The 24,816-nt window shown below is 58.3% G+C and carries 25 protein-coding genes and 1 riboswitch; of the genes, 13 read left to right on the forward strand and 12 right to left on the reverse strand.

Annotated elements, in window-relative coordinates; all coding sequences use genetic code 11:
• The first annotated feature begins 159 nt into the window (after positions 1 to 159).
• A complete protein-coding gene (locus tag ACYSMN_RS19475; RefSeq protein WP_488925578.1) occupies positions 160 to 999 on the forward strand; it encodes an FRG domain-containing protein in 840 nt (279 codons plus the stop codon).
• A 55-nt stretch (positions 1,000 to 1,054) separates the two neighbouring features.
• Here the strand turns inward: ACYSMN_RS19475 and ACYSMN_RS19480 are convergent, their stop codons facing one another.
• The 3 genes from ACYSMN_RS19480 to ACYSMN_RS19490 form a co-directional block, all read right to left on the reverse strand.
• On the reverse strand, positions 1,055 to 1,846 hold the full coding sequence (locus ACYSMN_RS19480; RefSeq protein ID WP_488925579.1) for a DUF2490 domain-containing protein: 792 nt from the start codon (positions 1,844 to 1,846) through the stop codon (positions 1,055 to 1,057).
• A gap of 228 nt (positions 1,847 to 2,074) precedes the next feature.
• A complete protein-coding gene (gene hrpB, locus ACYSMN_RS19485; protein WP_488925580.1) occupies positions 2,075 to 4,741 on the reverse strand; it encodes an ATP-dependent helicase HrpB in 2,667 nt (888 codons plus the stop codon).
• 164 nt (positions 4,742 to 4,905) lie between these two features.
• Entirely contained in the window at positions 4,906 to 5,229 is a 324-nt protein-coding gene (locus ACYSMN_RS19490; protein ID WP_488925581.1) for a rhodanese-like domain-containing protein, read from the reverse strand.
• A gap of 121 nt (positions 5,230 to 5,350) precedes the next feature.
• Between ACYSMN_RS19490 and pnuC the strand changes: the two genes are divergently transcribed.
• The 4 genes from pnuC (at position 5,351) to ACYSMN_RS19510 (ending at position 8,089) form a co-directional block, all read left to right on the forward strand.
• The gene (gene pnuC, locus ACYSMN_RS19495) at positions 5,351 to 6,025 is read left to right on the forward strand and encodes a nicotinamide riboside transporter PnuC (protein WP_488925582.1); all 675 of its coding nucleotides are present in this window, start codon (positions 5,351 to 5,353) and stop codon (positions 6,023 to 6,025) included.
• A gap of 70 nt (positions 6,026 to 6,095) precedes the next feature.
• Positions 6,096 to 6,629: an AAA family ATPase gene (locus ACYSMN_RS19500; protein WP_488925583.1), complete on the forward strand. Its 534-nt coding sequence runs from the start codon at positions 6,096 to 6,098 to the stop codon at positions 6,627 to 6,629.
• Between the two features lie 162 nt (positions 6,630 to 6,791).
• Positions 6,792 to 7,670: an aldose 1-epimerase family protein gene (locus tag ACYSMN_RS19505; RefSeq protein ID WP_488925584.1), complete on the forward strand. Its 879-nt coding sequence runs from the start codon at positions 6,792 to 6,794 to the stop codon at positions 7,668 to 7,670.
• 2 nt (positions 7,671 to 7,672) lie between these two features.
• A complete protein-coding gene (locus ACYSMN_RS19510; protein WP_488925585.1) occupies positions 7,673 to 8,089 on the forward strand; it encodes a GNAT family N-acetyltransferase in 417 nt (138 codons plus the stop codon).
• Positions 8,090 to 8,336: 247 nt separating this feature from the next.
• On the opposite strand, the gene ACYSMN_RS19515 is transcribed toward ACYSMN_RS19510, so the two are convergent.
• Positions 8,337 to 8,582 carry a hypothetical protein gene (locus tag ACYSMN_RS19515; protein WP_488925586.1) on the reverse strand — a complete coding sequence of 82 codons (246 nt, stop codon included), beginning with the start codon at positions 8,580 to 8,582 and terminating at the stop codon, positions 8,337 to 8,339.
• Between the two features lie 301 nt (positions 8,583 to 8,883).
• Positions 8,884 to 8,991: riboswitch (TPP riboswitch) on the forward strand.
• Positions 8,992 to 9,050: 59 nt separating this feature from the next.
• On the opposite strand from ACYSMN_RS19515, the gene ACYSMN_RS19520 reads away from it, so the two are divergent.
• A complete protein-coding gene (locus ACYSMN_RS19520) occupies positions 9,051 to 11,537 on the forward strand; it encodes a TonB-dependent receptor (protein ID WP_488925587.1) in 2,487 nt (828 codons plus the stop codon).
• Positions 11,538 to 11,753: 216 nt separating this feature from the next.
• On the opposite strand, the gene ACYSMN_RS19525 is transcribed toward ACYSMN_RS19520, so the two are convergent.
• Positions 11,754 to 13,493 (reverse strand): APC family permease, encoded by a 1,740-nt coding sequence (locus ACYSMN_RS19525; RefSeq protein ID WP_488925588.1) that lies wholly within the window; start codon positions 13,491 to 13,493, stop codon positions 11,754 to 11,756.
• Between the two features lie 236 nt (positions 13,494 to 13,729).
• Between ACYSMN_RS19525 and ACYSMN_RS19530 the strand changes: the two genes are divergently transcribed.
• Complete coding sequence (locus ACYSMN_RS19530) at positions 13,730 to 14,962, forward strand: acyl-CoA dehydrogenase family protein (protein ID WP_488925589.1); 1,233 nt, start codon at positions 13,730 to 13,732, stop codon at positions 14,960 to 14,962.
• A gap of 491 nt (positions 14,963 to 15,453) precedes the next feature.
• Here the strand turns inward: ACYSMN_RS19530 and ACYSMN_RS19535 are convergent, their stop codons facing one another.
• Positions 15,454 to 15,729 (reverse strand): DUF433 domain-containing protein, encoded by a 276-nt coding sequence (locus tag ACYSMN_RS19535; protein WP_488925590.1) that lies wholly within the window; start codon positions 15,727 to 15,729, stop codon positions 15,454 to 15,456.
• 87 nt (positions 15,730 to 15,816) lie between these two features.
• Between ACYSMN_RS19535 and ACYSMN_RS19540 the strand changes: the two genes are divergently transcribed.
• The 3 genes from ACYSMN_RS19540 to ACYSMN_RS19550 all read left to right on the forward strand — a co-directional run bounded on the left by ACYSMN_RS19540 (position 15,817) and on the right by ACYSMN_RS19550 (position 17,477).
• Entirely contained in the window at positions 15,817 to 16,248 is a 432-nt protein-coding gene (locus tag ACYSMN_RS19540; protein ID WP_488925591.1) for a hypothetical protein, read from the forward strand.
• A 398-nt stretch (positions 16,249 to 16,646) separates the two neighbouring features.
• Positions 16,647 to 17,000, forward strand: coding sequence for a carboxypeptidase-like regulatory domain-containing protein (locus ACYSMN_RS19545; protein WP_488925592.1), 354 nt, complete (start codon positions 16,647 to 16,649; stop codon positions 16,998 to 17,000).
• A 24-nt stretch (positions 17,001 to 17,024) separates the two neighbouring features.
• Entirely contained in the window at positions 17,025 to 17,477 is a 453-nt protein-coding gene (locus ACYSMN_RS19550; protein WP_488925593.1) for a hypothetical protein, read from the forward strand.
• An 82-nt stretch (positions 17,478 to 17,559) separates the two neighbouring features.
• On the opposite strand, the gene ACYSMN_RS19555 is transcribed toward ACYSMN_RS19550, so the two are convergent.
• The 3 genes from ACYSMN_RS19555 to ACYSMN_RS19565 form a co-directional block, all read right to left on the reverse strand.
• Positions 17,560 to 17,958 (reverse strand): hypothetical protein, encoded by a 399-nt coding sequence (locus tag ACYSMN_RS19555; protein WP_488925594.1) that lies wholly within the window; start codon positions 17,956 to 17,958, stop codon positions 17,560 to 17,562.
• A 179-nt stretch (positions 17,959 to 18,137) separates the two neighbouring features.
• On the reverse strand, positions 18,138 to 18,599 hold the full coding sequence (locus ACYSMN_RS19560) for a DUF4268 domain-containing protein (RefSeq protein WP_488925595.1): 462 nt from the start codon (positions 18,597 to 18,599) through the stop codon (positions 18,138 to 18,140).
• Positions 18,600 to 18,647: 48 nt separating this feature from the next.
• Positions 18,648 to 19,709 carry a hypothetical protein gene (locus ACYSMN_RS19565; protein ID WP_488925596.1) on the reverse strand — a complete coding sequence of 354 codons (1,062 nt, stop codon included), beginning with the start codon at positions 19,707 to 19,709 and terminating at the stop codon, positions 18,648 to 18,650.
• A gap of 200 nt (positions 19,710 to 19,909) precedes the next feature.
• On the opposite strand from ACYSMN_RS19565, the gene ACYSMN_RS19570 reads away from it, so the two are divergent.
• Complete coding sequence (locus ACYSMN_RS19570) at positions 19,910 to 20,260, forward strand: HIRAN domain-containing protein (protein WP_488925597.1); 351 nt, start codon at positions 19,910 to 19,912, stop codon at positions 20,258 to 20,260.
• 2 nt (positions 20,261 to 20,262) lie between these two features.
• Here the strand turns inward: ACYSMN_RS19570 and ACYSMN_RS19575 are convergent, their stop codons facing one another.
• Both ACYSMN_RS19575 and ACYSMN_RS19580 read right to left on the reverse strand, forming a co-directional pair.
• Complete coding sequence (locus ACYSMN_RS19575; RefSeq protein ID WP_488925598.1) at positions 20,263 to 21,228, reverse strand: hypothetical protein; 966 nt, start codon at positions 21,226 to 21,228, stop codon at positions 20,263 to 20,265.
• A gap of 57 nt (positions 21,229 to 21,285) precedes the next feature.
• The gene (locus tag ACYSMN_RS19580; protein ID WP_488925599.1) at positions 21,286 to 21,963 is read right to left on the reverse strand and encodes a DUF3575 domain-containing protein; all 678 of its coding nucleotides are present in this window, start codon (positions 21,961 to 21,963) and stop codon (positions 21,286 to 21,288) included.
• A gap of 204 nt (positions 21,964 to 22,167) precedes the next feature.
• Between ACYSMN_RS19580 and ruvB the strand changes: the two genes are divergently transcribed.
• Both ruvB and queG read left to right on the forward strand, forming a co-directional pair.
• Positions 22,168 to 23,220: a Holliday junction branch migration DNA helicase RuvB gene (gene ruvB, locus ACYSMN_RS19585; RefSeq protein WP_488925600.1), complete on the forward strand. Its 1,053-nt coding sequence runs from the start codon at positions 22,168 to 22,170 to the stop codon at positions 23,218 to 23,220.
• Between the two features lie 121 nt (positions 23,221 to 23,341).
• Entirely contained in the window at positions 23,342 to 24,277 is a 936-nt protein-coding gene (queG, locus tag ACYSMN_RS19590; RefSeq protein WP_488925601.1) for a tRNA epoxyqueuosine(34) reductase QueG, read from the forward strand.
• A 91-nt stretch (positions 24,278 to 24,368) separates the two neighbouring features.
• Here the strand turns inward: queG and ACYSMN_RS19595 are convergent, their stop codons facing one another.
• A complete protein-coding gene (locus ACYSMN_RS19595; RefSeq protein WP_488925602.1) occupies positions 24,369 to 24,563 on the reverse strand; it encodes a hypothetical protein in 195 nt (64 codons plus the stop codon).
• Positions 24,564 to 24,816: the final 253 nt, after the last annotated feature.

Raw genomic sequence — 24,816 nt, forward strand, 5'->3', positions numbered from 1 at the left:
GCAACAGCGGCTAAGCCAGTTGTTTACGTCTTTAAAGCTCCGCCGCGCATTAGAAGGTTTGCTTGAACCAAGCAAAGTTCTGCCCTCACTGGCTAGCCATTCCCCATTGCCTCACCGTATCTTGCTGACCTCTCCACCCTCGCCTAACAACCACCTCCCGTGCCGCTTTTTTCCAACGATGTGGAAGTAACTTCCTGGGCCGATTTGCAGCAAGCGCTGTTTCAGGACACCTGGGACGGCCGAATCGGCCGGTTCCGCTCCCCGTTCGTGTATCGTGGGCTTCGCTCGCACAATTGGTCTCTTACTACCAGTCTGCAACGCCTCGGGGGCGAGTACCATCAGCTGGAAAACCATCTGCTACGCAACTTTCGCAAGTACGCCCGCGACTTCACGCAGCCTGGCACGTCGGTTTGGAACTGGCTGGCCCTAGCCCAGCACCACGGCCTGCCCACACGCATGCTCGACTGGACGTACTCGCCCTACGTAGCCCTGCACTTTGCCACCGACGACCTCGAAGCCTATGACCAGGCGGGCGTTATTTGGGCCATCAACTACGTGAAGGCGGCCGAGTCTCTGCCACCCAGCCTGCGTGAGGCGCTACGCAACGAAGGTTCCAACGTATTCACCCCGGAGTTGCTGGAACCTCTCTGCGCGAATTTGCGCGAGTTAGAGACGCTCCAGCAAAATCCGTTTCTATTGTTTCTAGAGCCGCCTTCTCTCGATGCGCGTATCGTGCATCAGTACGCACTATTTTCCCTCATCAACACGGCGCAGGACACGCTGCACGAGTGGCTGGAGCAGCACCCGGAATTATACTTCCGCATCGTAATTCCAGCGAAATTGAAGTGGGAAGTGCGCGACAAACTCGACCAGGCGGGCATTACGGAGCGAGTGCTGTTTCCGGGCTTGGGTGGGCTTAGTCGCTGGCTGCATCGCCACTACACGCCCACGCTGCATCAAACTGCCAAAGACCAGCTAGATGATCAAATTTCCGGCTAAGAGCACAAAAAGAAGTCCGGAGGTAGAGCCCAAACTGCAAGAAAACCCCACTCGCTTACTGCGCGGAAGCCAGAGCTAAGCCCCGCCGCAGGTCCGGGTGGAAGCTAAGGGCCAGCTGTAACGTGTGGTTGTATTGGTAGCCGATAGCGTCAAGGGGCTGTACCATTTGGTGCTGATAACCTACCTCTACAGCAGTGGTCTGCGAAAACTGGTAACCTAGGGCCAGATAGAGGCGGTTTTGATCGAAGAAGTTGCGGCCAGAGTTGGCGCCGAAACCGATAAACACTTCATCGGCACCTACCAAGTAGGGTGTGCGCGGCACCATCTGGCCGTGGCTACCCAACGGCACGGCCAGCCGCAACTGGTAGCGCATACGGTTCAAATACGTAACCGTCTCACCGGGCCGACGAACCCAGCGTTGCTCGAGGCGGTAGCGGTGCTGCGTGTGGACTTTGCCACTGTCTTCGCGCAGCAGGAGTTGCTGGTAGACGCGGTGCTCGGGAAGGGGGCTAGCCGTGGCGTAATCGCCGTACAAATACGAGGAGACGTAGGTGTACCCGGCTGTGAGCTGCAAGGCGTTTGCCACCCGATAGTTGACGCCCAGCCGCACCAATTGTTGTGGTGAAGAGCGGGAGTCTTTGGCGCGGCGCGTCTGTACATCGGTGTGCAGCCCCCAGTGAGTGCTGAGGCGAGCGTCGCTTAGAAAGGTCAGCCAAATGTTGCTGCCGGAAGCGCCCGTTTGGGAAGGGTTGGTGCTTTGGGCCTGCACTGCTTCGCCCATTCCTAGGCTCAGCACCAGCAGGGCCAGCACGTTCTTCCAGGAAAATTGAGGTAGAAGTGAGTCCATTAAGCATATTACCGAAATATTATCAGTGTTACGCTAATGTTACCAACTATATTTTCAGAGGTCCTATGCAGTAGATGAGCTTATTCAGAAATACGCGCGTAGAGCAAACTGCGGGCTAGATGATTCCTAGGCTATAGGTAGGCTGCGCTTAGTGCCAAGTGTAAGTATTAAGATCGAAAAATGGCCGGGTGGTATCCGTTCGAGTGAATAGAATGGCATGCCTGACAGTTACTGCCTGGCTTCAAACCGTTTTTTGGTGAGCTTGGTAGGCACGGCCGTAAGTGGGTCGTCGGGCCAAGGATGCTTGGGATAGCGGCCGCGCAGGTCCTTGCGCACCTCGAAGTAGCCGTTTTGCCAGAAGCTCCGCAAGTCGCGTGTGACCTGGGCTGGGCGCCCGCCAGGGGAGAGCAAGTGCAGCGTGAGCGGCACCCGGCCGGCGGCAATACGGGGCGTATCGAGTAAGCCAAACACTTCCTGGAGCTTTACGGCCAGCACGGGCGCGGCCGGTTCGGAGTAATTTAGCGCAACGTGGGAGCCGCTAGGTACGGTCAGGTGCGAGGGCGCGAGTCGGTCCAACTCTTGGCGTTGAGCCCAACTGCCGGGCAGGCGCTGGAGCAACAGTTCAGACCAATCGAGCCGGCTCACTTCTTGGAGGCTTTTCAAGCCCACCAAGTGCGGCTCCAGCCATTCATCCAGCTCCGCCAGCAGCGCCTCATCTGATACGTCGGGCCAGTTTTCCGGGAAGTGCTGATGTAAAAATGCCAGCCGCTGGCGCAGCGCGGTGGCCGCCTCAGACCAGGGCAGGCGCGCTATACCCTCGGTGCGTAAGGCTTCGAGTAGCGCCGCGCCCACCAGCGCCGGATCGGGGTGGGGCAAGGGAGCATCGGAAAGAACCAGCGCCCCCAACCGGCGCCGACGCCGAGCTTGTACGCGGCCAGTGGCAGCATCCCAACGCACCTCATCGGTGGCTTCTATCTGTTCCTGAAACAGCTCTTCCAATTCCTGCCGACTAACGGGCGCGACCAATGCGGCCCGTAGCTGCTGTGGGGGACCATCGAGGTAAGCAACGGCCAAAAACTGGTCGTCGCGGCCGAAATGCTCAGCGGGCAAGGCTACGCGCTGGCCAGTGGCGAGGCGCACCCGGTCGGCGGTTTCGCGCTGGGCCACCCGGTCGGGGTAGGCCAGGGCCGTAAGCAAACCGGCCGCGTCGGCCGCGTCGGCAGTGGTGGTTTCCCTGATTCCGGCCCGCTGACGAAGATTACGAGCCGCGTCCCGTACCCGGTGTAGGGTATTGTGTTGCACCAACAGGCCCGGCAAAGGCGGCCGGCCGGAGGCTATGGCCTCAAAGCGCAGGCGTAGGTCGGGCGGAGTCGGGTGGGCGTCGGCGGCGCGCAGCACATCCCGCTCCGAGAGCAGCGCCGCAAGCGCGGCGGCGGCCGGACCATGCCCTAGCTCATGCCCGCGCACCACCAAGTGCCCCAGCCGTGGCACCAGCCCCAGCCGCGCCAGCGCCCGGCCATGCGCCGTAGGCTTTGGGGGCTTTTGGAGGTGATTAGGGGACAGGTGAGGAGGTAAGGAGGTAGCAGGTAAGGAGGTGACAGGTGAAGAGAGGTTGCTTTCATCTTTCCACTTGTCACCAATCACCTCTTCACTTGTCACTTCAGCTACCACTGCTCCCAGGCGGCGCAGTAGATCGTGGGCGAGGGAAAGGGCGGGAGCGGGCGGGGCGTCGAGCCAGCGGAGGCTTTGCGGTGCGGCGCCCCAGAGGGCTAGCTCCAAGGCCAGGCCGCTGAGGTCGGCGGTGAGGATTTCGGGGGGCAGGTAGGCGGGTAGCGTCTCGTGCTCGGCAGTGGTCCAAAGGCGGTAGCAAATGCCGGGGCCAAGGCGGCCGGCGCGGCCCCGGCGCTGGTCGGCGGCGGCTTGGCTGACGAGCACGGTTTCGAGGGTGCTGAAGCCGGTGCGGGCCTGAAAACAGGGCACCCGCGCGTAGCCGCCGTCAATCACCACCCTCACGCCTTCGATAGTGAGGCTGGTTTCGGCAATGGCAGTGCTGAGTACGATTTTGCGAATGCCAGCTGGAGCGGGGCGTAGGGCGGCATCCTGCTGTTCGAAGGGCAACTCACCGTGCAGCAGGTGCAGGCGAATTTGGTCGGATATGACTGGTTCTAGTTTGTCAGCCACGCGGCGCAGATCGGCGAGGCCGGGTAGGAATACAAGCAGGTCGCCGTCGGGATGTTGGCGGAGGGCTTCGCGTACGGCGCTGGGCACTAGTGTTGCCAGTCGTTCGGCGGGGCGGGTGCCTCCGGCCGCTGCTTGGCGCGGACTCAGGTAGTGGGTTTCAACAGGAAATAGAAAGCCGGCGCTGCTTACCACCGGGGCTTGTAGCCAGGTACCCATGCGCGCTGCCTCTAGCGTGGCGCTCATCACCAGAATCCGCAGCTCGGGCCGCAATACAGCTTGAGCGTCGAGCGCAAGAGCCAGACCAAGGTCGGCACGCAGGCTGCGCTCATGAAACTCGTCGAAGATGACGGCTGCCACGCCTTCCAGAGCTGGATCATCCTGGATAAGACGGGTCAGAATGCCTTCCGTAATGACTTCAATGCGGGTACGGGCCGAAACTTTACTTTCCAGCCGCACGCGGTAGCCCACGGTTTCACCTACTGGCTCGCCGAGTAGCTTGGCCAGGCGGGTAGCGGCGGCACGGGCGGCCAGTTGCCGGGGTTCCAGCATCAGAATCTTGCCATCGGCGCGCCAGGCGGCATCCAGCAGCGCCAGCGGTACTACCGTGGTTTTGCCGGCACCGGGCGGAGCCTGCAACACCACCCGCTCGTGAGCGGCCAGCGCCGTGAGCAAGTCGGGCAGAGCTGCTACGATGGGAAGATCTGGATAGGTCATAGATTATAGAGGTTTCGTTTTCAGGTGCCTGGTGGTTGGCTTTTTATCAGAGCGCCACCTGAATTGAGCGTCTGGTTTTTTAGCCCGCAGACGACGCGGAAGTAGGCGCAGACGACGCAGAGTAGGCTAGTCAAACTAAGCACCAAGCACTCTGCACTATCAACTTAATACACTGGTATCGTGGGGTCTACTTGTAGGCTCCAGGCGTGAATGCCGCCGCGCAGGTTCAGCAGATTGGTGTGCTCGTGGCGGTGCTGCAAATAGGCGAGTGCCTGCATGGAGCGCACGCCGTGGTGGCAGATAAGCACCACGGGCCGGTCGTCGGCAATTTCATCGGCGCGGCGGGCCAACTCGCCCAACGGAATTAGTTCGCTGCCCTCGATGCGGCAGTAATCGTATTCCTCGGGCTGCCGCACGTCCACGAGTTGCAGAGGTTCGCCGCTGGCGAGGCGGGCGTGCAGTTCTTCGGGCGTGAGTTCGGGCAGCATAGGCAGGAGGAGCAGCAGGAAAAGGCCGCGCCGCAAAAATACCGCAACGCTGGTTAGCTTTGGCCGCCTATCGTGCGGCCCGGCGCCGATGGTGGGCATTTCGCCTTTTTAGCCTTCCACTTTGCTGCATTCATTGTACGAGTTCTGGACCGCCGCCGTCGGCAACACGCCATTGGAATGGGTGGCGGTGCTCACAGGTTTTGCCTGCGTGTGGCTAGCGGCCCGCGAGTCGCTCTGGAATTTCCCGGTGGCCATTGTCAGCTGCGCGCTCTACATCGTGGTCTACTACCGGGCCCAGCTCTACTCCGACTCCTCTTTGCAGGTCATGTTCATCGCACTGAGCGTGTACGGTTGGTACGAGTGGCTCTACGGCGGCCGCAGCAAAACTGAGTTGCCGGTGTCGCGCACGCGGCGGTGGGAATGGGGGGTGTGCGCCGCGTTTGTGTTGCTGTTCACTACGGGCTTCGGCTACTATCTGCAACACCACACCGATGCCGCGCTGCCGCACTGGGATAGTTTCACGACGGCCGTGAGCCTGGCCGCGCAATACCTACTCATGCGCAAACGCCTGGAAAACTGGTGGCTCTGGATTCTGGTCGATATTCTTTACGTGCCTATTCTCTGGTACAAACAGCTTTATCCTACCAGCGGCCTCTACGCTCTCTACCTCGGCCTGGCTTTCTACGGCTACCTCGAATGGCGAAAATCGTTTAGAAATGAAGAATTGAGAATGAAGAATGAGGAATTAGGGCAGTGGGAAATCAATGAGAAATTGAGACAACCCGGCGTAGGGTAGACGGCGTAGCCATTCTTCATTCTTCATTCTTCATTCTTCATTCTTCATTCTTCATTCTTCATTCAAAGAAATGCTGCGCGTTGCTATTACGGGTCCTGAATCGACGGGGAAAACTAGTCTGAGCCGTCAGCTCGCCGCTTATTACCGGACCAGCTGGGCTGCCGAATATGCTCGTGAATACCTCGAAGAAAAAGGTCCACAGTACACTCTCGCCGACCTAGAAGCCATAGCCCACGGACAGTTGCGCGCTGAGCAAGAAGCCAAAGACGCCGCCGTCCAGCAGGGTCAACTGGTTTTCTTTTGTGATACCGATCTGCTGGTAATAAAAATCTGGGCCGAGCACGCCTTTGGCCACTGCCCCGACTGGATTCTGCAACGCATGGCCCAGCAACACTACGACCTGGTTCTGCTGCTAAACGTGGATTTGCCCTGGGAGCCCGACCCGCTGCGGGAGCACCCAGATTTGCGGGAATATTTCTACCAGCTGTACCGCCGCAACTTGCAAGAGCAAAAGGCCCATTCCGCTGAAATCAGTGGTCCGCCCGCTCAGCGTTTCGAACAGGCTTGCTACCATGTCGACAAGCTGCTGGCAACTATGGCCTAAACTCTCCGCGGCGCCAAAAACCAGCGCGACGATGGGCGGTTCTGCTGCTCAATAGCCCTACCGCAACATGCTACGCCCACTGCTGCCAGATTTGCGTATGGGTTCTGCGTTCTAGGCGTTTCATTTTGGCACGGGCGTACGCCTGGGCTACACACTTCTCTCATGACCACCCATACCCTCGAAAACGAGCTGTGCCGCGTGCAGGTGCAAAGCCACGGCGCTGAGTTGAGCAGCTTCATCCGCAAAGACCTCGACAACCTGGAATATATCTGGGAAGCCGACCCCGCCGTGTGGGGCCGCCACGCGCCGGTGCTGTTTCCCATCGTCGGGCGGCTGCCGCAGGATACCTACCAGCACCAAGGCCAGGCCTACCAACTCTCGCAGCACGGTTTTGCCCGTGACCAGGAATTTACGCTCGTGCGGGAAACGGCGGCTGAATTATGGTTTGAGCTGCGCGCCAATGATGCCACCCGCGCCCTGTTTCCTTTCGAGTTCAGTCTGGTGATATCGTACCGGCTAGCGGGGCCCACGCTCACCATTGGCTGGGAAGTGCGCAACGTGGGCACGGGAGAATTGCTGTTCAGCATCGGCGCGCACCCGGCTTTTCGCTGCCCGCTGGGGCCGGATGAGACATTTGAAGACTATGAATTTGTCTTCGACCACCCCGTAAGCTTCGCGCAGCACTTGCTGGAAGGCGGCTTGCTCACGGGCGAAACCAGGCCGGTGCTGGAGCAACAAGCCACCCTGCCGCTCAGCTACGCCCTGTTTGAGCGCGACGCGCTGGTGCTAAAGCATTTCGATTTCACCCATCTCACCCTCCGCAGCCGCCGCTCCGGCCGCTCGGTGCGCATGCGCTTCGACGGTTTCCCCTACCTTGGCCTCTGGACCAAGGGCCTCGGGGCTCCTTTCGTGTGCATCGAGCCCTGGCACGGCATCGCCAGCTCCGTCGGCGACACCGGCCAGCTGGCCGACAAAGAAGGCATTCTGGCGTTGGAGCCGGGGCAGGAATTCGTGGCCTCCTACAGCATCACCGCCGAATAGCCATGCCCGCCGCCGTGGAAATCCGCGCTATCACGCCTGCCGAAACCTACCCACTGCGCCACCAAGTGCTCTGGCCCGACAAGCCACTGGAGTTCGTGAAAGTGGGAAACGATGAGGAGGGCCAGCATTTCGGCGCTTTTCTGCACGAGCAATTGGTGGCTGTCATTTCGCTGTTCGTAGCCGGGGAAGAAGCCCGTTTCCGCAAGTTCGCCACCGACGCGGCCCATCAACGCCAAGGCATTGGTAGCGCGCTGCTGCGGTACGTCATAGCCGAAGCCCAGCGCCGGGGCGCCCGCCACCTCTGGTGCGACGCCCGCCAAGACAGCGCCACTTTCTACGCCCGGTTTGGCTTGCAACCGGAAGGCCCCAAATTCTTCAAAGGCCCTATCCCATACATCCGTATGGCTTGCGAGCTGTAGACAGCTATATATTTCAAGCAATGCCTGTCAGTAGTTAGCTGAGCCCCAGCGGGGCGGCATGTCGGTAGAAACACCGCCCGCACAACTGCTTAAAGCCCCCTCGGGGCGACACTCCGCAAGGTCTGTGTCGCCCCGAGGGGGCTTTGAAATGACTGAGGCATAACGACTACCGACATGCCGCCCCGCTGGGGCTTGACTCTGTCCCTTCAACGCAGAAGTTACTAGATGCAACTTCTGCGTTTTTCTTTCACCCCAAAATGGGCTCAGAAGGCCGTGCGGGTGTACGGGGCCGCCGGTTGTAGTCGGGTTCCCAGTCGTTGATGGGGCGCGAGATACCGGGCGGCAGGTCCAGGTCGGGCAGGCCGTCATCGAGCGGTTCGCCGCCTTCGTCATCGTTGTCGGGGTGCGGCGGGTTGGGGAAACGGCGACGTGGAATCACTACGTAATACACGGCAATGGCTAGAAGCAGGAGCAGGTAGACGAGGGGAGTCATGGCCGGGGAAACTGAAAAGGCAAACGGACGAGCGGTGCGACGGCAACTAGATACGTAACGAAGCCAGCACCCTCGTTGTTTTGGTAAAAGTGAGGATAACACGCGCAGAACACCTTTCTAAGGTAACTGATAATCAACCAAAAGCCCAAGCGTAATTTCTGCGCTGCCGCGAAATTTTGTTTCCTGTCCCGCTTCATAGCCTAGAGTTGCATTCCTGAGCGCTTAGGCTATGGAGCAACGCCTACCGGCCTGCAAGATGAAATTTCGCGCTGCATCCAGAAACTGCCGCGTACATTTGCGCCTAGAAGTTTAGGGGTGCCCCAAGCCGGGAGTGGCGCGGGGCTGAGATCATACCCATTGAACCTGATCCGGGTAATGCCGGCGAAGGGAACAGACGATCCGCGAGCGACAAACCGACGATGCCGACCCCTGGCATCCGGTCCGTTCCACTTTTTCTTTTTTCAATTCTTGAAAAATTTCCTGGTTTCCGGGGTGGCGCTGCTGGCGCTGCCTCTAGCGGCATGGGCGCAAGGTCCCGTGTCCGGCACTATCACCGATGCCAATACGGGAACAGCGCTGCCCGGCGCCACAATACTGCTCGATGGCGCCCCCAGCGCCGCCACCGATGCCGCCGGCACGTTTTCCATTGCTACCGTGCCCGCCGGGGCGCACGAGCTGCGCATCACGTTTGTGGGCTACGAGCCGCTCGTACGGCCGCTGCAAGGCCAAACCACGCCGCAGCAACTCGCTGGCAGCTTGCGGCCGGGCGGCGTGCTTACCGGCGAGGCCCTCGTAACGGCTTCCCGCGCCAACGACCGCACGGCCACCGCCTACACCAATCTCGGCCGCGAAGATTTAGCCAAGCGTAACTTCGGCCAGGACCTGCCCTACCTGCTCGACCAGACGCCCTCCGTGGTGGTGAACTCCGATGCCGGGGCCGGCGTGGGCTACACCGACATCCGCATCCGGGGCACGAGCAATACAGGCATCAACATGACCATCAACGGTGTGCCGCTCAACGATGCCGAGTCGCACGGCTCGTTCCTGGTGAACCTGCCCGATCTGGCGTCGTCTGTCAATAGCCTGCAAGTGCAGCGCGGGGTGGGCACGAGCCAAAACGGCGGCGCAGCTTTCGGGGCCAGCATCAACATCTCTACGCTCGATGTGCGCCGCGAAGCCTACGGCGAAAGCCAGAACACCTACGGCTCATTCAACACCTGGAAGAACAACGCCTCCTTTGGTACCGGGCTGCTGAACGGGCATTTTATGGTCGATGGGCGACTGTCGCGGATTGTGAGCGAGGGGTATATGAAGCGGGCTTCGTCGGATTTGAAGTCGTATTATTTCGCGGCGGGCTACCAGGGCAAGAACACACTGCTCAAGTTCATCACCTTCTCGGGCCGCGAAAAAACCTACCAGGCGTGGAACGGCGTGCCCGAGCCGGCCCTCACCGGCAACCGCGCTGCCCTGCAACCCTTCCTCGACAACGGCGAGTTTTCGGCCGCCGATACCGCCCGCCTCTGGCAGGAAGGCCGCCGCTACAGCTACTACACCTACGACAACCAGACCGATAATTATCAGCAAAACCACTATCAGCTGCACCTCTCGCAGGGTGTAGGCGAAGACTGGAACCTCGGCGCGGCCTTGCACCTCACGCGCGGCTTCGGCTACTACGAAAGCTACCGGGCCGGCCGTGAATTTGCCGACTACGGCCTGGCAAACGTGATTATCGGTGGCGACACGCTAATGCGCACCAACCTCGTGGACCGCCAGTGGCTCGACAACTATTTCTTCGGCGGCACTTTCGCGCTCAACTACCAGCCCCGCGCCAACGATAGGCTGCAAGCCACCGTGGGCGGCGCCTGGAACCGTTTCCTCAACGACCACTACGGCGAAGTAATCTGGGCGCAATATGCTTCCAACGGTAGCATCCGCCACCGCTACTACTTCAACGACGCCGCCAAAACCGATTACAACGCCTACGCCCGCGCCACCTGGCAGGTGCTGCCTCGCCTGGGCGTGTACGCCGACGCTCAAGTGCGCCACATCACCTACAACATCGACGGCGTAGAAGACGACCAGAACGACGTGACCACCCGCGCCCGCTACACTTTCTTCAACCCCAAAGCCGGCGCCACGCTAACCCTCGCCGAAGGCCAGCAAATCTACGCCAGCTTCGCCGTGGGCCAGCGCGAGCCCGTCCGCTCCGATTTCACCGACCGCCCCGCTGGCAACCAGACCGCCAAAGCCGAGCGTCTGAACGACTTCGAAGGCGGTTACCGCTTCTCCCGTCCCGAGGCCAGCCTGCTTGGCCCTAATACGGTACTGCGTTTCGAGGCAAATTATTTCTACATGAGCTACCGCAACCAGCTCGTAGCTACCGGCCAGCTCAACGACGTGGGCACGCCGCTGCGCACCAACGTGGCCCGCAGCTACCGCACCGGCATCGAGCTGACAGGCTTCGCCTCCGCCAATGACCATATCAGACTCAGCAGCACGCTCACGCTGAGCCGCAACCGCATCCTCAATTACCGCGACGTGGTGTACGACAGCAATTTCGAGCCTGTGGTAGCCTCGGAAGGCCGTACTTCCACCATTTCCTACTCGCCCACTGTGGTATCGGCGCACACGCTGGAAGGGCAGCCGCTGCGGGGCCTGCGCGTGGCGCTGCTCTACAAAACCGTCGGCCGCCAGTACTTGGATAATTCCGCCAGCGCCGCCCGCCAAATCAAGCCCTATCAAGTGCTGGATTTTCGCCTGCGCTACGCAATTCGGCCCGCTTTCGTGAAAGAGCTGGAATTCGGCCTACTAGTAAACAATGTGCTCGACCGCGAATACGTGGCCAACGGCTATACCTACGGCTACCTCAACGGCGCCGGTGAGCGCCAAAGCTTCAACTTCTACTTCCCCCAGGCCACCCGCAACTTCCTGGCTTCGATAGGAGTGAAATTCTAGCGAGCTGTCGTACTACCTGTCATTGCGAGGAGGCACGACGACGCAATCCTTCCTCTCACAGCGAGTAAGCTTACTGAACAGACAAGCCTTTGACGTTAGGTTACCACACCAATGCCCAGGGCTTGTCTTACAAGTGAAGGTCTCTGCACAGAGAGGAAGGATTGCTTCGCTTCACTCGCAATGACAGTTTGGCTATCGAAGACTAAAAGACAATTCTCAAACTATAAGCCGCACGCCGCCTAGCTCGGAAACCTGGTAGGGGAAACGGTCGCCGGGGGAGCCGATGAACATGAAGTTCTTCGGGATGTTCCACTCCGTCGAAAGCCGGTCGATAAGCTCGGGGCCGAACTGGCCCTCCAGCGACACAAAATCCACCTCAATTTGCTCGTAAGCGCGGTCCAGCACGTGAATATCCGTCAGCAGCTCCTGCGGATACTGCTCGCCGGCCTTGAGTAGGGTCACGATTTTGAGACGGTTCGTGAACTCGTTTTCCACCACGTAGGCCATCACCTTGTTGAGGTTGGAGACGTTGTCGCCTTTCGTGAAAAAGACGAATTCCTGCTTATGCAAATCCCGCAGCTTGCGCCGCACGAATAGGCGAGCGAGCCGCGAAAAGCGGGGTGAGTGTTCCGCCATAGAATTGACGGCCGCCAAGCCCAGGTTCAGAATGGAAGTACGGTTCAGCATCACGTAGATCAGCAGCATGGCGGGCAGGAAGTATTGCAAGAACACGATGAGGTAGTCGGGGTGCAGCCGGATATTGCCATACAGGGCCACCACAATACTGAGCAGCGCCACCGCCACGGTGAGCAGCCCCGCGTACACGGGCCGGGGCAGGTTGGGCCGCTTGCTCTTAAGCAGGAAGTTGCCCAGCGCGAAAAACGCCATCACCGACAAAAACGAAATGGTATACACCCCCGACAGGGGCCCCAGCTCCCCGTTCGTAATCATCAATACCGACACGCAAAGCAGGAAGAAGGTGATGAGGATGATGTAGTTGCTTTTGCGCGCGTTTTCCTTCAGGAATAGCTGCGGCAGAATCCGGTCCAGGGTCATGCGCTTCATCAGGCCACTTACCCCCACGAAAGACGTCAGCACGGCACCGCTGAGTACTGCCACGGCGTCCACTGAGATAAGGATGCCGAGCCACCGGCCGCCGGTGGTGGTGCCGAGGTGGGAGAGGAGCGTTTCGGTGTGTTTGCCCACCTCACCGAGCGGCAGCGCCGCCACGGCTAGAAACGCAATAACTGGGTTGAAAAAACTTACTACCACCCACATATTGCGCAGCGTTTTACCAAATACGCCGGGCGCTTGCTCCTCCACAAAGTTGGCCGAGCTTTCAAACCCCGAAATGCCCAGCATGGCCGCGCTGAAGCCGAAAAACAGCGCGGCTATTATGCTGCCACCTCGTACCGGCTGCGCGAAATTCAACGATAGCGCGTCGGTGCCGTGCGTGACGAGGTACCACACGGTGGCTCCCACCAACAGCGTAAGCGAAATCAGATGCACCAGGAAAATGCCCACCGCCACCTTCGCCGATTCCGAGATGCCCAGGATGGTAAGCGCCAAAAACAGTCCCAGTAGCCCCAGCGTGGCCCCAATAATGGGCAAGCCGTGCCAGAGCGTGTGTAGGTAGTGCATGGCCTCGCTGGCCGAAATAACTGCCGTGGCCATGTACGACAGAATGGTGAGGCAAGCGGCCAGCGCGGCGTTGCGCTTGCTGGTGGTGTTGAGCAGCACGTTGTAGGCCCCGCCATTCAGCGGCAAAGCGCCCACCACTTCGCCATAAATTTTGCGGAACAGAAACAGAACCGCACCTACCAGCAGCAGCGCCAACCAAGCGTACTGGCCGGCATACGCAATAGCCAGCGCCGATACGTACAGACAAGACGACGAAATATCGTTACCGCAAATAGCGGTGGCTTCCAGTTCGTTGAGTTTCTTTTCGTGGCTCATAGGTAGGACAAAGGTGGCTATAAGGAATAGGGAAGTAGCTGGCTGTACGTAGCTCGCCCGCATTTGGCATACCAGCGCCTGCCAAAGTAGCAGCTGAAAGCTCCTGTTAGCTTGCAGGTGCCGCTGCTGCGGCCACGCAAAATGCCCGGCCCCCAGCCCGAACCATTGCGGAGACTGACCTGTTCTGCATCCTGAAACTGCTATCTTTGAGGCTGATTCCCACCCAAAAACTTCCTATGTCTTCGCAAGCTGACGTTCTCTCGCCCAAGGCCAAAGCCTCCACCCACCGCGGCTCCACCAACGCCGCTGGCTTCACCGATTATTTCGACCTCGACGGCCTGCTTACGGAAGAGCACAAGCTCATCCGCCAAAGCATCCGCGACTTCGTAAAGAAGGAAATCAGCCCCAATATTGAGAAGTGGGCCCAGGATGCGCACTTTCCGTCGGAAATCGTACGCAAGTTTGGGGAAGTAGGCGCTTTCGGGCCTACCATTCCTACGGAGTACGGCGGCGGCGGCCTCGACTACATCAGCTACGGCCTCATCATGCAGGAGATTGAGCGCGGCGACTCCGGCATGCGCTCCACGGCCTCGGTGCAAGGCTCGCTGGTGATGTATCCCATCTACGCCTACGGCTCCGAAGAGCAGCGCAAGAAATTCCTGCCCAAGCTGGCTTCCGGCGAATGGCTCGGCTGCTTTGGCCTCACCGAACCCGACCACGGCTCCAACCCCGGCGGCATGGTGACCCGCATCGAAGACAAAGGCGACTACTACCTGCTCAACGGCGCCAAGCTGTGGATTTCCAACTCCCCCGAGTGCCAGGTGGCCGTCGTGTGGGCCAAGGACGATAACGGGCGCATCAAAGGCGTGATTGTGGAGCGTGGCATGGAAGGCTTTACCACGCCTGAAATCCACAACAAGTGGAGCCTGCGCGCCAGCACCACCGGCGAGCTGGTGTTCGACAACGTGAAAGTGCCCAAGGAAAACCTGCTGCCCAACGTGGAAGGCCTGCGCGGCCCCCTCGGCTGCCTCGACTCGGCCCGCTACGGCATTGCCTGGGGTGCCATCGGTGTGGCCATCGACTGCTACGAGTCGGCGCTGAAATACTCGCTGGAGCGGGAGCAGTTCGGCAAGCCGATTGCCGCTTTCCAGCTGCAGCAGAAGAAGCTGGCCGAAATGCTTACCGAAATCACCAAGGCTCAGTTGATGGTGTGGCGCCTCGGCACGCTCAAAAATGAAGGCAAAGCCACCAGCGCCCAGATTTCGATGGCCAAGCGCAACTCCGTGGAAATGGCCCTGCACGTGGCCCGCGAAGCCCGCCAGATCCACGGCGGCATGGGTATCACTGGCGAGTACCCCATCATGCGCCACATGATGAATCTGGAGTCCGTGATTACCTACGAAGGCACCCACGACATCCACCTGCTCATTACTGGGGCGGATATCACCGGGATTCAGGCGTTTAAGTAAGCTCAGTTCACCAATGCAAAACGGCCACTCCTTACAGGGTGGCCGTTTTGCATTGGTGAACTGAGCTTACCAGAGTGAGAGTAGCTAGCATCGCTCTAATACAAAGGTAATCGCGTGCATTGCCAGGGGCGTAATGGTCTGTAGAGGGTTTCGTATGGATGAAGTAAGAGTGAGGTGAAAAGTGACCCTCAACTTACGCCATCCTTACCACATGCACGCCACCCGAAAGCTCTGGCTGTGTCAGCAATAGCTTCACCTCCGCAACCAAAGCGTTGTAGTCTTTATACTGGTCGCCAGCCGCATCAAGCACGACTACCGAATACTGTACTTCCGCCAAATTTGCCGATGCTGCATTTGCTTGTCGCCGGTTAGCAACGCCTCAAAGCCGTAGTAACTCTCCATTCTTTTTGCTTTACCAACGCATGTCCTGAACCGACACAGCTTCGTGTTCTGGGGCTAAACGGTAGCGGAGCTTCTTGGGCAAATCTTCGTCAAGTAGCAGTTTCACGCGGCTGTTCGGTATAAGAGAAATCGATTTGAGCCGGGGCTACCTGTAAATGCTCCGGCAGCAAAGCGCCCAGTGCCACGTCCAGTACCTGCTTGGCTTGCTCGGCGCTTACGGTCGGATAGTCCTCCAGAAATTCAGCTAAGGGATGCCCAGCCTTCAGATAACTAAAGAGCCGGCTGATAGGTACCCGGGTGCCCGTAAACACCGGCGTGCCACTGTGGACTTCGGGGTCGATGGTGATGAGGTTGGTACGTAGCATGGCAAAAGATACGGAAGTTGCTCCTGAACGGGCTAGCAAAGCCGCTCGTATACTCTGCTCGTTCCTTTCCACCAAACCCTACCAGCTATGGCTACCAACGAGCAGCACGAAAACGCCGAGTCCCGCCGCCAGGAGCGCCGCGAGCACGACAAAGAGCAGTACCGCCAAGAGGGCGATGAAATGCGCCAGGGCGGCCCCGATCCCAATCTACGCCACCACGACCGTACCCGCGACGGCGACCCCAACTTCACCCCCGATAGCCAAGCCGACACGGGTTCCTCCGACGGCGTAGCTACCACCATCGGCGGCGACGGCAGCAACACTCCCGGCCGCCACGCCGAAACCAACCCTGATACCACTAGCCCCAACAAAGACCAAGGTGGCACCACCGGCGCCGGCCAAAGCCGCGAGCCTCAGCTGCGCACACCCAGCGCTCAAACTTCCCATTCCAGCGACGGTCCTCGCAGCGACGGTGGGCAGGGAGCTAGTCAAGGCAGTAAAAGCGGCGACCAAACCTAGTTATCGCCGGACATCTAATTCATCCTCCCCTAAGCCAGTAAGCCGACTCTTTCCAGGGCCGGCTTACTGGCTTCTTATATTTGCACCGTTCTATTTACACCGTTCACTCATCTAATGATTGGCGGGCCGTAGCAAAACATTATGCCTAGTGCTTGGTTCAGCTCTACTTTTCATTACGGCCCCACCACCATGATAGAAGACGAAATTGAAGCACGCCAAAACCGGGTTATTTACGTGCTGATGGTAGCAGTTGCAGCAGTTGCGTTAGCTTACACGCTTTGGTCGCAGGCGCACCAGTAATTAAAAAGTTGAGCTGCTGCCGAGCTTTAATGTTGAGTGGGAAAGTAATGATTTCGTAACCCGCTGGGCTTAGCGTACTGCGTACTTTTGTGACCGGTATGTTGCACCTGCGCCATTTGTACAGCCTTTTTCTACTCGTGGCGCTTGTGTTTGTCGCCAGAAGGACGTGTGCCCAGACCCCGGAGGTAACGTATGCGGGCAAGGTGGTAACTGTTGCCGATGCCCCGTTGGCCGGGGTTAGCGTGCTACTCAAAGGCACTACTACGGCTGTAACCACCAACGCCGACGGCCGTTTTCTGCTCCCGGCACCCGCTGGAACATACATCCTGGTTTTCGATTATCCTGGCTATTTGGCTGTGGAACTCTCCGTGCAGCGCCCCGACTCCGCGTTGGTGGTGCGTATGCATTCCACCCAGCCACGTGCCACGCCCCGGCGTCGGCCCCGGAACTAAGTATTTTCTGATTTACTCCAGCCCATGAAAAGCACCAAGAAAACGCTGATCGAAGAACTTACCGCTTCCCTGGCGCCTCATCTTCGCACCACTTCCGACGCTGAGCCCAAACTCACGAAGAACATGGCTAAGACGGTGGAGCGGCTGGCCGAGCAGATTTTGCAGCTTCGGGCCAAGCAACAGAAAAAAGCTGCCCAAGTAGCGCCTAAAGCCGCTCGGCAGGCTCTCTCCGACGAGCTAGCCGGTTTGCTCGATTCGCACCTGCAAGAAACCGGAGACGAACACGCCGACAAAGTAGCCAAAGTCATCACCAAAACGGCTGAGCAATTGGCTGACAAGCTTACCAAGCTGCGCAGTAAAAGCGTAAATTCAGCGCCCCAGTCGGATGTAGCTGCCCCAGACTCGGCAGAAACACCTGTTACCATGCCAACAAAACGCGCAGTTCCTCGCCGCCGGTCCGCCGCGCCAGAAGCATAAGCATAGTCGAACCACCGCGACCCGCCCATTGAAAATGGTGTTACCGATCTGCAGAAGAAAGCAGCGTCAAAACGCCGCTGTTCTACATGTGTTGCAGCCAGGCGCTGGCCGTGTCGATATCATCGAAAGTGAGAACGATGAGGCCGGCCAAATTATGTTGCAGCGTCATATCCGTAGATAAGCGGCTGTATATGTGGGGCGAGTACACCCAGGCAAAGTATTGGCAGCCGGCTATCTGCATCAGCGGAAACCACTCTCGGCCGCCCCATTCGGCCGCGTCTAGCCACATGGTAGCCACTTCGCGGTTGTCGTTGAGAACCTTGCTACACCGCTCTTCGCGCACGTAATCGAGCATTTTCATTGCGCCCGCCCGCACGGTCTCCCCATCTTGGTGAGCGTGCCACGTAACGTGCAGCCACTCTTTGGCGTAATCGTAAGCAATGGTGATGGAGGAGTCGTCGTGCAGAATGCGCTGGGCCATGGGAGAAAGCAATAGAGCGCTTCTACGGTTCTGTCCAGATTGGGTTGCAATATATAGGGTGTGATTAATGCAAATCAGTTCAATCTGAACACTAAAACAATCAAACTCAACCTTCGTCACAGTGCTACGTCCGCGTCCCGAAACGGGCAAGAGGCCACCTGGACCGCACGGCTGATGTCCTAGCGCAGGGCGTCGAAAGCATACTGTGCGGTGCTCCAGAACTCGTCCAGCGCCATAATACGGGGCTTGAAGAAGGAAATGAGCTGCGGCCAATCGTCGCGGTTGAACAGGTTGACGGGTTGCAGCTCAGTGAAAATGCGGCTGAGTGGCTGGCCGTTGGCATCTATTGCTTGCGCATCCCAGTGCCAGGTTTCACCGATGGTTTCGTGCAGCACGCCACGCAACTCCTGAAACTGCTCGAAAAACAACTCTCGCATCCCCGCGTCGGGCTGGGTCAGTTCAATGCCAATGGACGCTTGCCGGCCATCGGCGTGCATGCGGAAATACACGTGCTTGAGGCCGGTTTTGTAATTGATCCAGTTGGTTGGTAAACCCTCAGCAGAAGGCACCGGGGCCATATATTGGCCAAAGGTGGTCCAGAAGGCTTGGCGGAGCTGGGATACTTCGGTTTTGCTGTACATCAGGAATAGAAGAGCGGGCGGCGGGGCAATGTGGGAGCTGACGCGGCGCTACAACAAGTCGGCTAGGGCATTCATTTCCTGCTGCGCTTGCTCGAATTCTGGCTCCTGGCCGTACTCCTCCTGCATCAGTTCTACGAAACCTGTCACGATGATAGCCATGATGTGCCGGATATGAGAGCTGGCCTCCGCATCAACTCGCAGAGAATCGTCCATCGACGACAGGAGCAGTTCCTCAAAATCGGGGAGCAGCATGACCATGCCGCACACCTGCACTCCGCGGAACAGGAGTGCCAGTTCTGCCAACGTAAATTCGAGCGATTCCTCGGGCTGTGCCGCCGTCAGCCGCTCTTGGAGCCTGCGTAGCAATGGCGTCTGGAAAGCTTCTATGTTCGCCACCCCCTGAGCGAAAGCGCCATCCATAATCTCCGTTAATACGGCTGGTAGCGTTGTGGCTAGACGCATCACTTGTAGCTGGCCCTCCTCAAAGCGCAGCCGGGCTACTACCTCTGCTTCCTCTTCTTCCGCGTCCTCAGTTTCGGGCTCGGGCGTGTCGTCTTCAGTGGTAGACTGCTGCGGCGAAGAAGTAGCCTCTAGCAGCGGCGGCAGCGTGGACAACTGCCGGGCCACGATGCCTTCCAGTTGTAGAGCTCCTAGCTGCATAGTTTCAGCCAAAGCTTCATCCAGGTCATTGATGTAAATGGCGAAATGCTCCTGCAAGATCTGTAAGCCGCCAAGAAAGTGCTCTAGCAGCCTGCCCGCAGTCTCCGGCGTGGCAGTAACCGGGTTGCCTTGCGCTTGCAGATACTCTATAAGCTGCTCACCCAGTGGGCCGGTTAGCAGCTGTTGGCCTAGCCGTAGATACCACAGAAACTGCACAGGTTGCTCCCGCATCACCTCCCCTAGCGTGGCATTGTCGTGCACAGCGTGCATCGTGTCCACAAACTCGGCGTCAAGATTCGTCAGAGCTGCCGTTTCCTGCGTGAGGGCGGTTTCGGGGTGTTGGAATGCGTGATGGCAGACAATGTGCACCAGCATGAGTTGGAGACGAAGCTGCTCGTAAAAGCCTGCTGGTAGGCCACCATCTGTTTCGGCGGGAGTATTGTCTGTCATATCGAATACTATATAAGGGGAAACGCACTGGAAGAACTGAAAAAATGCCGGCTAAACAGCCAACCAAAACAGCTACAACCTTGGCTTCCACTTTCCAATTCTAGCTGCTAGTGGACTCAGCTGAATACATTTCTACGGCACTTACGCGGCAAGCTGCGCAGAGTCGTGTTATTTTACGGCCTCATCAAGCCTCCTCCTTCATGGCCACTGCTGATACTTCTCCTCTCGTCCTGCTCGAGTGTCTCGTGGCGGGAACTACGCACCGCGAAGGACTGCGTGCCTACGAACCCACGCTGCAAGCCGGCCAGTCGCTTGCTCTGCGGCGCGAAGCCGACAGCACTTACGATGATTGGGCCGTGCGCGTGTATTCCGCCACTCCCGACGCCATGTGGCTGGGCTACTTGCCCGAAGGCCGCAACGAAACCGTAGCGCGCTTACTCGACGCCGGTTTCCCGCTCAGCGCCCGCCTTACCCATAAAGCGTGGGAAGATGAATGGCTGCACCTAGAAATAGAAGTGCTGCTGTCCCGCACCGCTGGCCCAGCAGCTTGAGTTTATAAGGTATCGGCCAAGGCCAGGATTTGCTGCCGGGCTTGCTGCAAAGCCGGCTCGCCCGGAAACGTGTGCTGTACCCAACGGGTGAAGCCACTCACCATTTCGCCCACGGCCTGCCGGCCGCTGGGTTCCGTTGCCACCTCCGAAACGGCGGCTTCGGCGGGTGGCACGCTGGGAAAAACGCTACCCAGCCCCACCTTCTCCAGCACCTCCGACACGAACACCATGCCGCACACCTGCATGGCTTGGTACAGTTGCACCAACTCAGCCATGGTGAGTGGCAGCTCCTCCGTGGCCTCCAACTGGCCCAAGCGGGCTATCATGGGTTCCAGCGCGGCCGGCTGCAAAGTAGGCAGCGCCGCTACGGCACGCAAAAATGGATGCTCACCGGCCTCGGCCAACGAGTGGACTAACAGCAAGGCTAAGCGCATCATCTGGAGTTGCGGTTCCGAAAACCGAACGGTAGCGGCCAGCGGCGCGGCGTTGGGCTGCGCTGCTGCGTACTGGCTGAACACTTCCTCCACTTGCAGTCGATGCAGGCCTAGCGCCGAGGCGGGCAACTGCTGCTCAAGCAACGTCAAAAAGGCGCCACTCAGCTCCTGGCAATACCTTTTTAGCTCTTGCAGCTGGGCGGTATCAATCTTCATCTGCTGCTGCACGTAGCGCAACACCGGCGCGGCCACTGAAGTATCGAGCGTGAGGCGGCCGAGTAGAAACAGGTTGTACAGGTCGCGGGGCTCCTGCTGTAAAGAGAGTAAGAGGTGTTCGTGGCTGGCAATGGTGTTTAGCTCCCCCACGCGTAGGGTACTGAGATTGGTGAGAACCATGAGCCTAGTCAGCAGCTTGTCTGCCGGGCGGCTCAATAGTTCAGCGCAGGCCATGCCGTGTAAGGAGAGACTGTGAGCTAGCTGGTCGTAAAAGTCGGCGGGAATGGCTTGCAGCCAATCGTCGGGGGAGGTAGGCATAACGGGCAAAATAAAGCTGCAAGTTACGCACTCACATAAGGAGCCGAGAGCCGAAACCTACTTCACCAGCGTATAGCCTAGCCGTAAAGCCACCGCTGGTGCCAGTCGGGTGCGGGTCCCAGGGTCGGGAGTGGCTTTCATAAAGTTCTGCTCCGGCGCGTCAAACACATAATTGCCTGGCCGCTCGTTCACCGTCTCGTAGCGCACCTCGCGGTGGCGCACGCCTAGCCCTAAGGCGGTATCCAGCCAAAGCCGGCGCCCTAGGCGACGGATCAGGCCTGCTTTAAGAGCCGCTCCGCGCACCTCACGCTCAACATGAGCCTTATCGTAGGCTCGAAACTCACCTTCGCGGTGGAAATTACCATTGTTAAGGTCGTACTCCTGCGGCACGTAGAAGGCTTCGGCCGCCACGTACCACTGCACTTTCTCGCTGTGTGGGATATAATAGCGCGCCTCAACTTTGAACTTTTGATAGCGTAGGTTTTCCTTGTCGCGGTTCCAGTAGAAAGGCTGCAAACCAGTAAATCGAAAGCCGTAATCCAGCTCCAGGCCCAGCCTAGGGGTTGGCCGGTATTCCAGACCGAGCATGAGGGCGCTGGTACTTGGGTCAAAAAGAGTGAGAGGAGCCAGTTTCACCAGCAGTCGTTCCGGGGCGAGCTGCTCCAAGGGAGTCTGGGCGCAAACAGGAATGGATAAAGCCAGAACAGCCAAAAGCGAGTAAAACGTACGCGTCATACGAGGCGATAAGGTGGCAGCTGTTGTACAAAAGCCAGTAAGCGAATGCCGAAGATAAAAAATTCAGTTGAGTTGTAAGCTATACTCAAGGCAATGCTAATTGAGTTAGTAAAACAACACTTTGATGATGTTTTTTGCTAAAAAGGGGACAATCTGCGCGGCTATGGTGTTACCTTGCCACTATCAACCTACACTCCCCGCACTATGCGCGAACCGTTTCTCACGGGTGGTTCTGAACACATGGACGCCACCGAAAAAGACATTGACAAAGCGCTCCGCCCGCTTTCCTTCGACGATTTTACGGGGCAAGACAAAGTAGTCGAGAACCTGAAAATCTTCGTGGCCGCCGCCAAGCGCCGCGGCGATGCCCTCGACCACGTACTGCTGCACGGCCCGCCCGGCCTCGGCAAAACCACGCTCTCGCACATCATTGCCAATGAGTTGGAATCGGGCATCAAAATGACCAGCGGCCCCGTGCTCGACAAGCCTTCCGACCTAGCGGGTTTGCTTACCAATCTGGAGCCGCACGATGTGCTTTTCATTGACGAGATTCACCGCCTTAACCCGGTGGTGGAAGAGTACCTGTACTCGGCTATGGAAGACTACCGCATCGACATTATGCTCGATTCGGGTCCTAATGCCCGATCCGTGCAGATTTCGCTGTCGCCATTCACGCTGATTGGAGCTACCACTCGCTCCGGCCTGCTCACGGCACCATTGCGGGCACGTTTCGGTATCAATTCTCGCTTGGAGTACTACGACTCTACGCTGCTGACCAGCATTGTGAAGCGTTCCGCGGAAATCCTGGGCACGCCCATCCATGAGGATGCGGCCTTCGAAATCGCCCGCCGTTCGCGCGGCACGCCCCGCATTGCCAACAACTTGCTGCGCCGCACCCGCGACTTCGCCCAAATCAAAGGCACCGGCACTATTACCGTGGATATCGCGCAGTTTGCCCTCAATGCTCTCGACGTAGACGCCCGCGGCCTCGACGACATGGACAAGCGCATCTTGACTACCATCATCGACAAGTTCAAAGGTGGTCCGGTGGGCCTCAGCACCATTGCTACGGCCTGCGGCGATGAAGCCGAAACCATTGAGGAAGTATATGAGCCTTTCCTGATTCAGGAAGGGTATATCAAGCGTACCAGCCGCGGCCGCGAAGCTACCGAGGCTGCCTATCAGCACCTGGGCCGCGCCATGCCACAGCACCTGCGCGGCAACACGCCTGGTGATTTGTTCGGAAATCAGGCCTAGACTTGACTAATGCTGTTTTGGAACGCACCGCCCCTAGCGGTGCGTTTCTATTTTCCGCCTCATTGCGCGACAAAAGAGTATTACCGAAGTTGAAGTTGCTCACGTATCCCACGGCCACCTAATGCTCCCTACTGCCCACTATACTTCCTTTATCAAGCAGCGCGCGGCGGAGCTGGGCTTCATGTACTGCGGCATTTCGAAGGCAGAATTCCTGGAAGAAGAAGCCCCGCGCCTCGAAAGTTGGCTGAACCGCAACATGCATGGCCAGATGAGCTACATGGCCAACCACTTCGACAAGCGCCTTGACCCGCGTTTACTCGTAGATGGGGCTAAGTCGGTGGTTTCGTTGCTGTTGAACTACTATCCGCCCGAAGAAACGCATCAGCCCGACGACACGCTCAAAGTCAGCAAGTACGCCTACGGCCGCGACTATCACTTCGTCATCAAAGACAAGCTGAAAACGCTGCTGGCGGCCATGCAGGAGGAAATTGGCGAGGTCGGGGGGCGCTGCTTCGTGGACTCGGCGCCGGTGCTGGATAAGGCTTGGGCCCGAAAAAGCGGCTTGGGTTGGATGGGCAAAAACAGCAACCTCATCACGCCCGGCGTAGGCTCGTTCTATTTCATTGCCGAACTTATCGTGGATGTGGAGTTGGAATACGACGGTCCTATCAAAGATTACTGCGGCACCTGCACCAAATGCCTGGACGCCTGCCCCACCGGCGCCATTACGGAGCCCTACGTCGTGGACGGCAGCAAGTGCATCAGCTACTTTACCATTGAGCTGAAAGACCAAATTCCGCGCGAGGTGGAAGGCAAATTCGGCAACTGGGTATTTGGCTGCGACATCTGCCAGGACGTGTGCCCTTGGAACCGTTTCGCGAAGCCCCACCAAGAGCCCGAGTTCAACCCGCACCCTGGCCTAAAAGATCTTCGGCCTACCGATTGGCAAGAAATCACCCACGAGCTGTTTTCGGCGCTCTTCCGGCAGTCAGCGGTGAAACGTACGGGTTATGCTGGATTGCAGCGCAATATTCGCTTCGTAACGAGTCAGGAATAAAGAGCGCACAAACAGCTGGGCCCGTCGGAAGAACTACTACTAGTTCTTCCGACGGGCCCAGCTGTTTGCTTCGAGTAATTACGCTAGGGTGCTAGGCCGTGATAGGCTGCGTGAAAACTCGGTTCAAAATACGTCGGTAGAGTTTCGAGAATTGCTCATAACACCAAGCCTTGAGCTGTAGCAGCTCATCGGGGAGTAGCATCCGGAGGGCTTTGCGCAGTTCTTTCTCGAAGAGAATCCTGTCGAAGCTTACTTTAAGCAGGATGGTTTTGGCGTATTCTAACATTGGTAAAGAGCTTGTTTTCGGGGGTGGGAACAGAACGGAAACTTGTTGTAGAGGGCGTATACGGAAACGCAAAAAAACAGCTGTTTCCGAGTTGGGGAAGAGTTATGAATTTACTGAAAATTACAACTGACACTAAATTAGATTCAAATAAAATTATGTCACGTGGGTGGTACCCACGTGGCACCAAACAAGCAGTACACACGAAAGGAACGGTGTTGGCCGTTCCCTTCGTGTGTAGTTCCTAAAAGAGTAA

It is taken from the genome of Hymenobacter sp. M1-2 (genome assembly GCF_057808495.1).

What these genes read in the sequence shown, in the direction of transcription:
- hrpB (WP_488925580.1), bottom strand. Translation starts at nt 4,741, where the DNA reads ATGACCTATCCAGATCTTCCCATCGTAGCAGCTCTGCCCGACTTGCTC.
- ACYSMN_RS19570 (WP_488925597.1), top strand. Translation starts at nt 19,910, where the DNA reads ATGGCCACTGCTGATACTTCTCCTCTCGTCCTGCTCGAGTGTCTCGTG.
- ACYSMN_RS19560 (WP_488925595.1), bottom strand. Translation starts at nt 18,599, where the DNA reads ATGTACAGCAAAACCGAAGTATCCCAGCTCCGCCAAGCCTTCTGGACC.
- ACYSMN_RS19565 (WP_488925596.1), bottom strand. Translation starts at nt 19,709, where the DNA reads ATGACAGACAATACTCCCGCCGAAACAGATGGTGGCCTACCAGCAGGC.
- ACYSMN_RS19500 (WP_488925583.1), top strand. Translation starts at nt 6,096, where the DNA reads ATGCTGCGCGTTGCTATTACGGGTCCTGAATCGACGGGGAAAACTAGT.
- ACYSMN_RS19595 (WP_488925602.1), bottom strand. Translation starts at nt 24,563, where the DNA reads ATGTTAGAATACGCCAAAACCATCCTGCTTAAAGTAAGCTTCGACAGG.
- ACYSMN_RS19490 (WP_488925581.1), bottom strand. Translation starts at nt 5,229, where the DNA reads ATGCTGCCCGAACTCACGCCCGAAGAACTGCACGCCCGCCTCGCCAGC.
- queG (WP_488925601.1), top strand. Translation starts at nt 23,342, where the DNA reads ATGCTCCCTACTGCCCACTATACTTCCTTTATCAAGCAGCGCGCGGCG.
- ACYSMN_RS19575 (WP_488925598.1), bottom strand. Translation starts at nt 21,228, where the DNA reads ATGCCTACCTCCCCCGACGATTGGCTGCAAGCCATTCCCGCCGACTTT.
- ACYSMN_RS19555 (WP_488925594.1), bottom strand. Translation starts at nt 17,958, where the DNA reads ATGGCCCAGCGCATTCTGCACGACGACTCCTCCATCACCATTGCTTAC.
- ACYSMN_RS19480 (WP_488925579.1), bottom strand. Translation starts at nt 1,846, where the DNA reads ATGGACTCACTTCTACCTCAATTTTCCTGGAAGAACGTGCTGGCCCTG.
- ACYSMN_RS19535 (WP_488925590.1), bottom strand. Translation starts at nt 15,729, where the DNA reads ATGCTACGTACCAACCTCATCACCATCGACCCCGAAGTCCACAGTGGC.
- ruvB (WP_488925600.1), top strand. Translation starts at nt 22,168, where the DNA reads ATGCGCGAACCGTTTCTCACGGGTGGTTCTGAACACATGGACGCCACC.
- ACYSMN_RS19515 (WP_488925586.1), bottom strand. Translation starts at nt 8,582, where the DNA reads ATGACTCCCCTCGTCTACCTGCTCCTGCTTCTAGCCATTGCCGTGTAT.
- ACYSMN_RS19505 (WP_488925584.1), top strand. Translation starts at nt 6,792, where the DNA reads ATGACCACCCATACCCTCGAAAACGAGCTGTGCCGCGTGCAGGTGCAA.
- ACYSMN_RS19525 (WP_488925588.1), bottom strand. Translation starts at nt 13,493, where the DNA reads ATGAGCCACGAAAAGAAACTCAACGAACTGGAAGCCACCGCTATTTGC.
- ACYSMN_RS19580 (WP_488925599.1), bottom strand. Translation starts at nt 21,963, where the DNA reads ATGACGCGTACGTTTTACTCGCTTTTGGCTGTTCTGGCTTTATCCATT.
- ACYSMN_RS19510 (WP_488925585.1), top strand. Translation starts at nt 7,673, where the DNA reads ATGCCCGCCGCCGTGGAAATCCGCGCTATCACGCCTGCCGAAACCTAC.
- ACYSMN_RS19540 (WP_488925591.1), top strand. Translation starts at nt 15,817, where the DNA reads ATGGCTACCAACGAGCAGCACGAAAACGCCGAGTCCCGCCGCCAGGAG.
- ACYSMN_RS19550 (WP_488925593.1), top strand. Translation starts at nt 17,025, where the DNA reads ATGAAAAGCACCAAGAAAACGCTGATCGAAGAACTTACCGCTTCCCTG.
- ACYSMN_RS19545 (WP_488925592.1), top strand. Translation starts at nt 16,647, where the DNA reads ATGTTGCACCTGCGCCATTTGTACAGCCTTTTTCTACTCGTGGCGCTT.
- ACYSMN_RS19530 (WP_488925589.1), top strand. Translation starts at nt 13,730, where the DNA reads ATGTCTTCGCAAGCTGACGTTCTCTCGCCCAAGGCCAAAGCCTCCACC.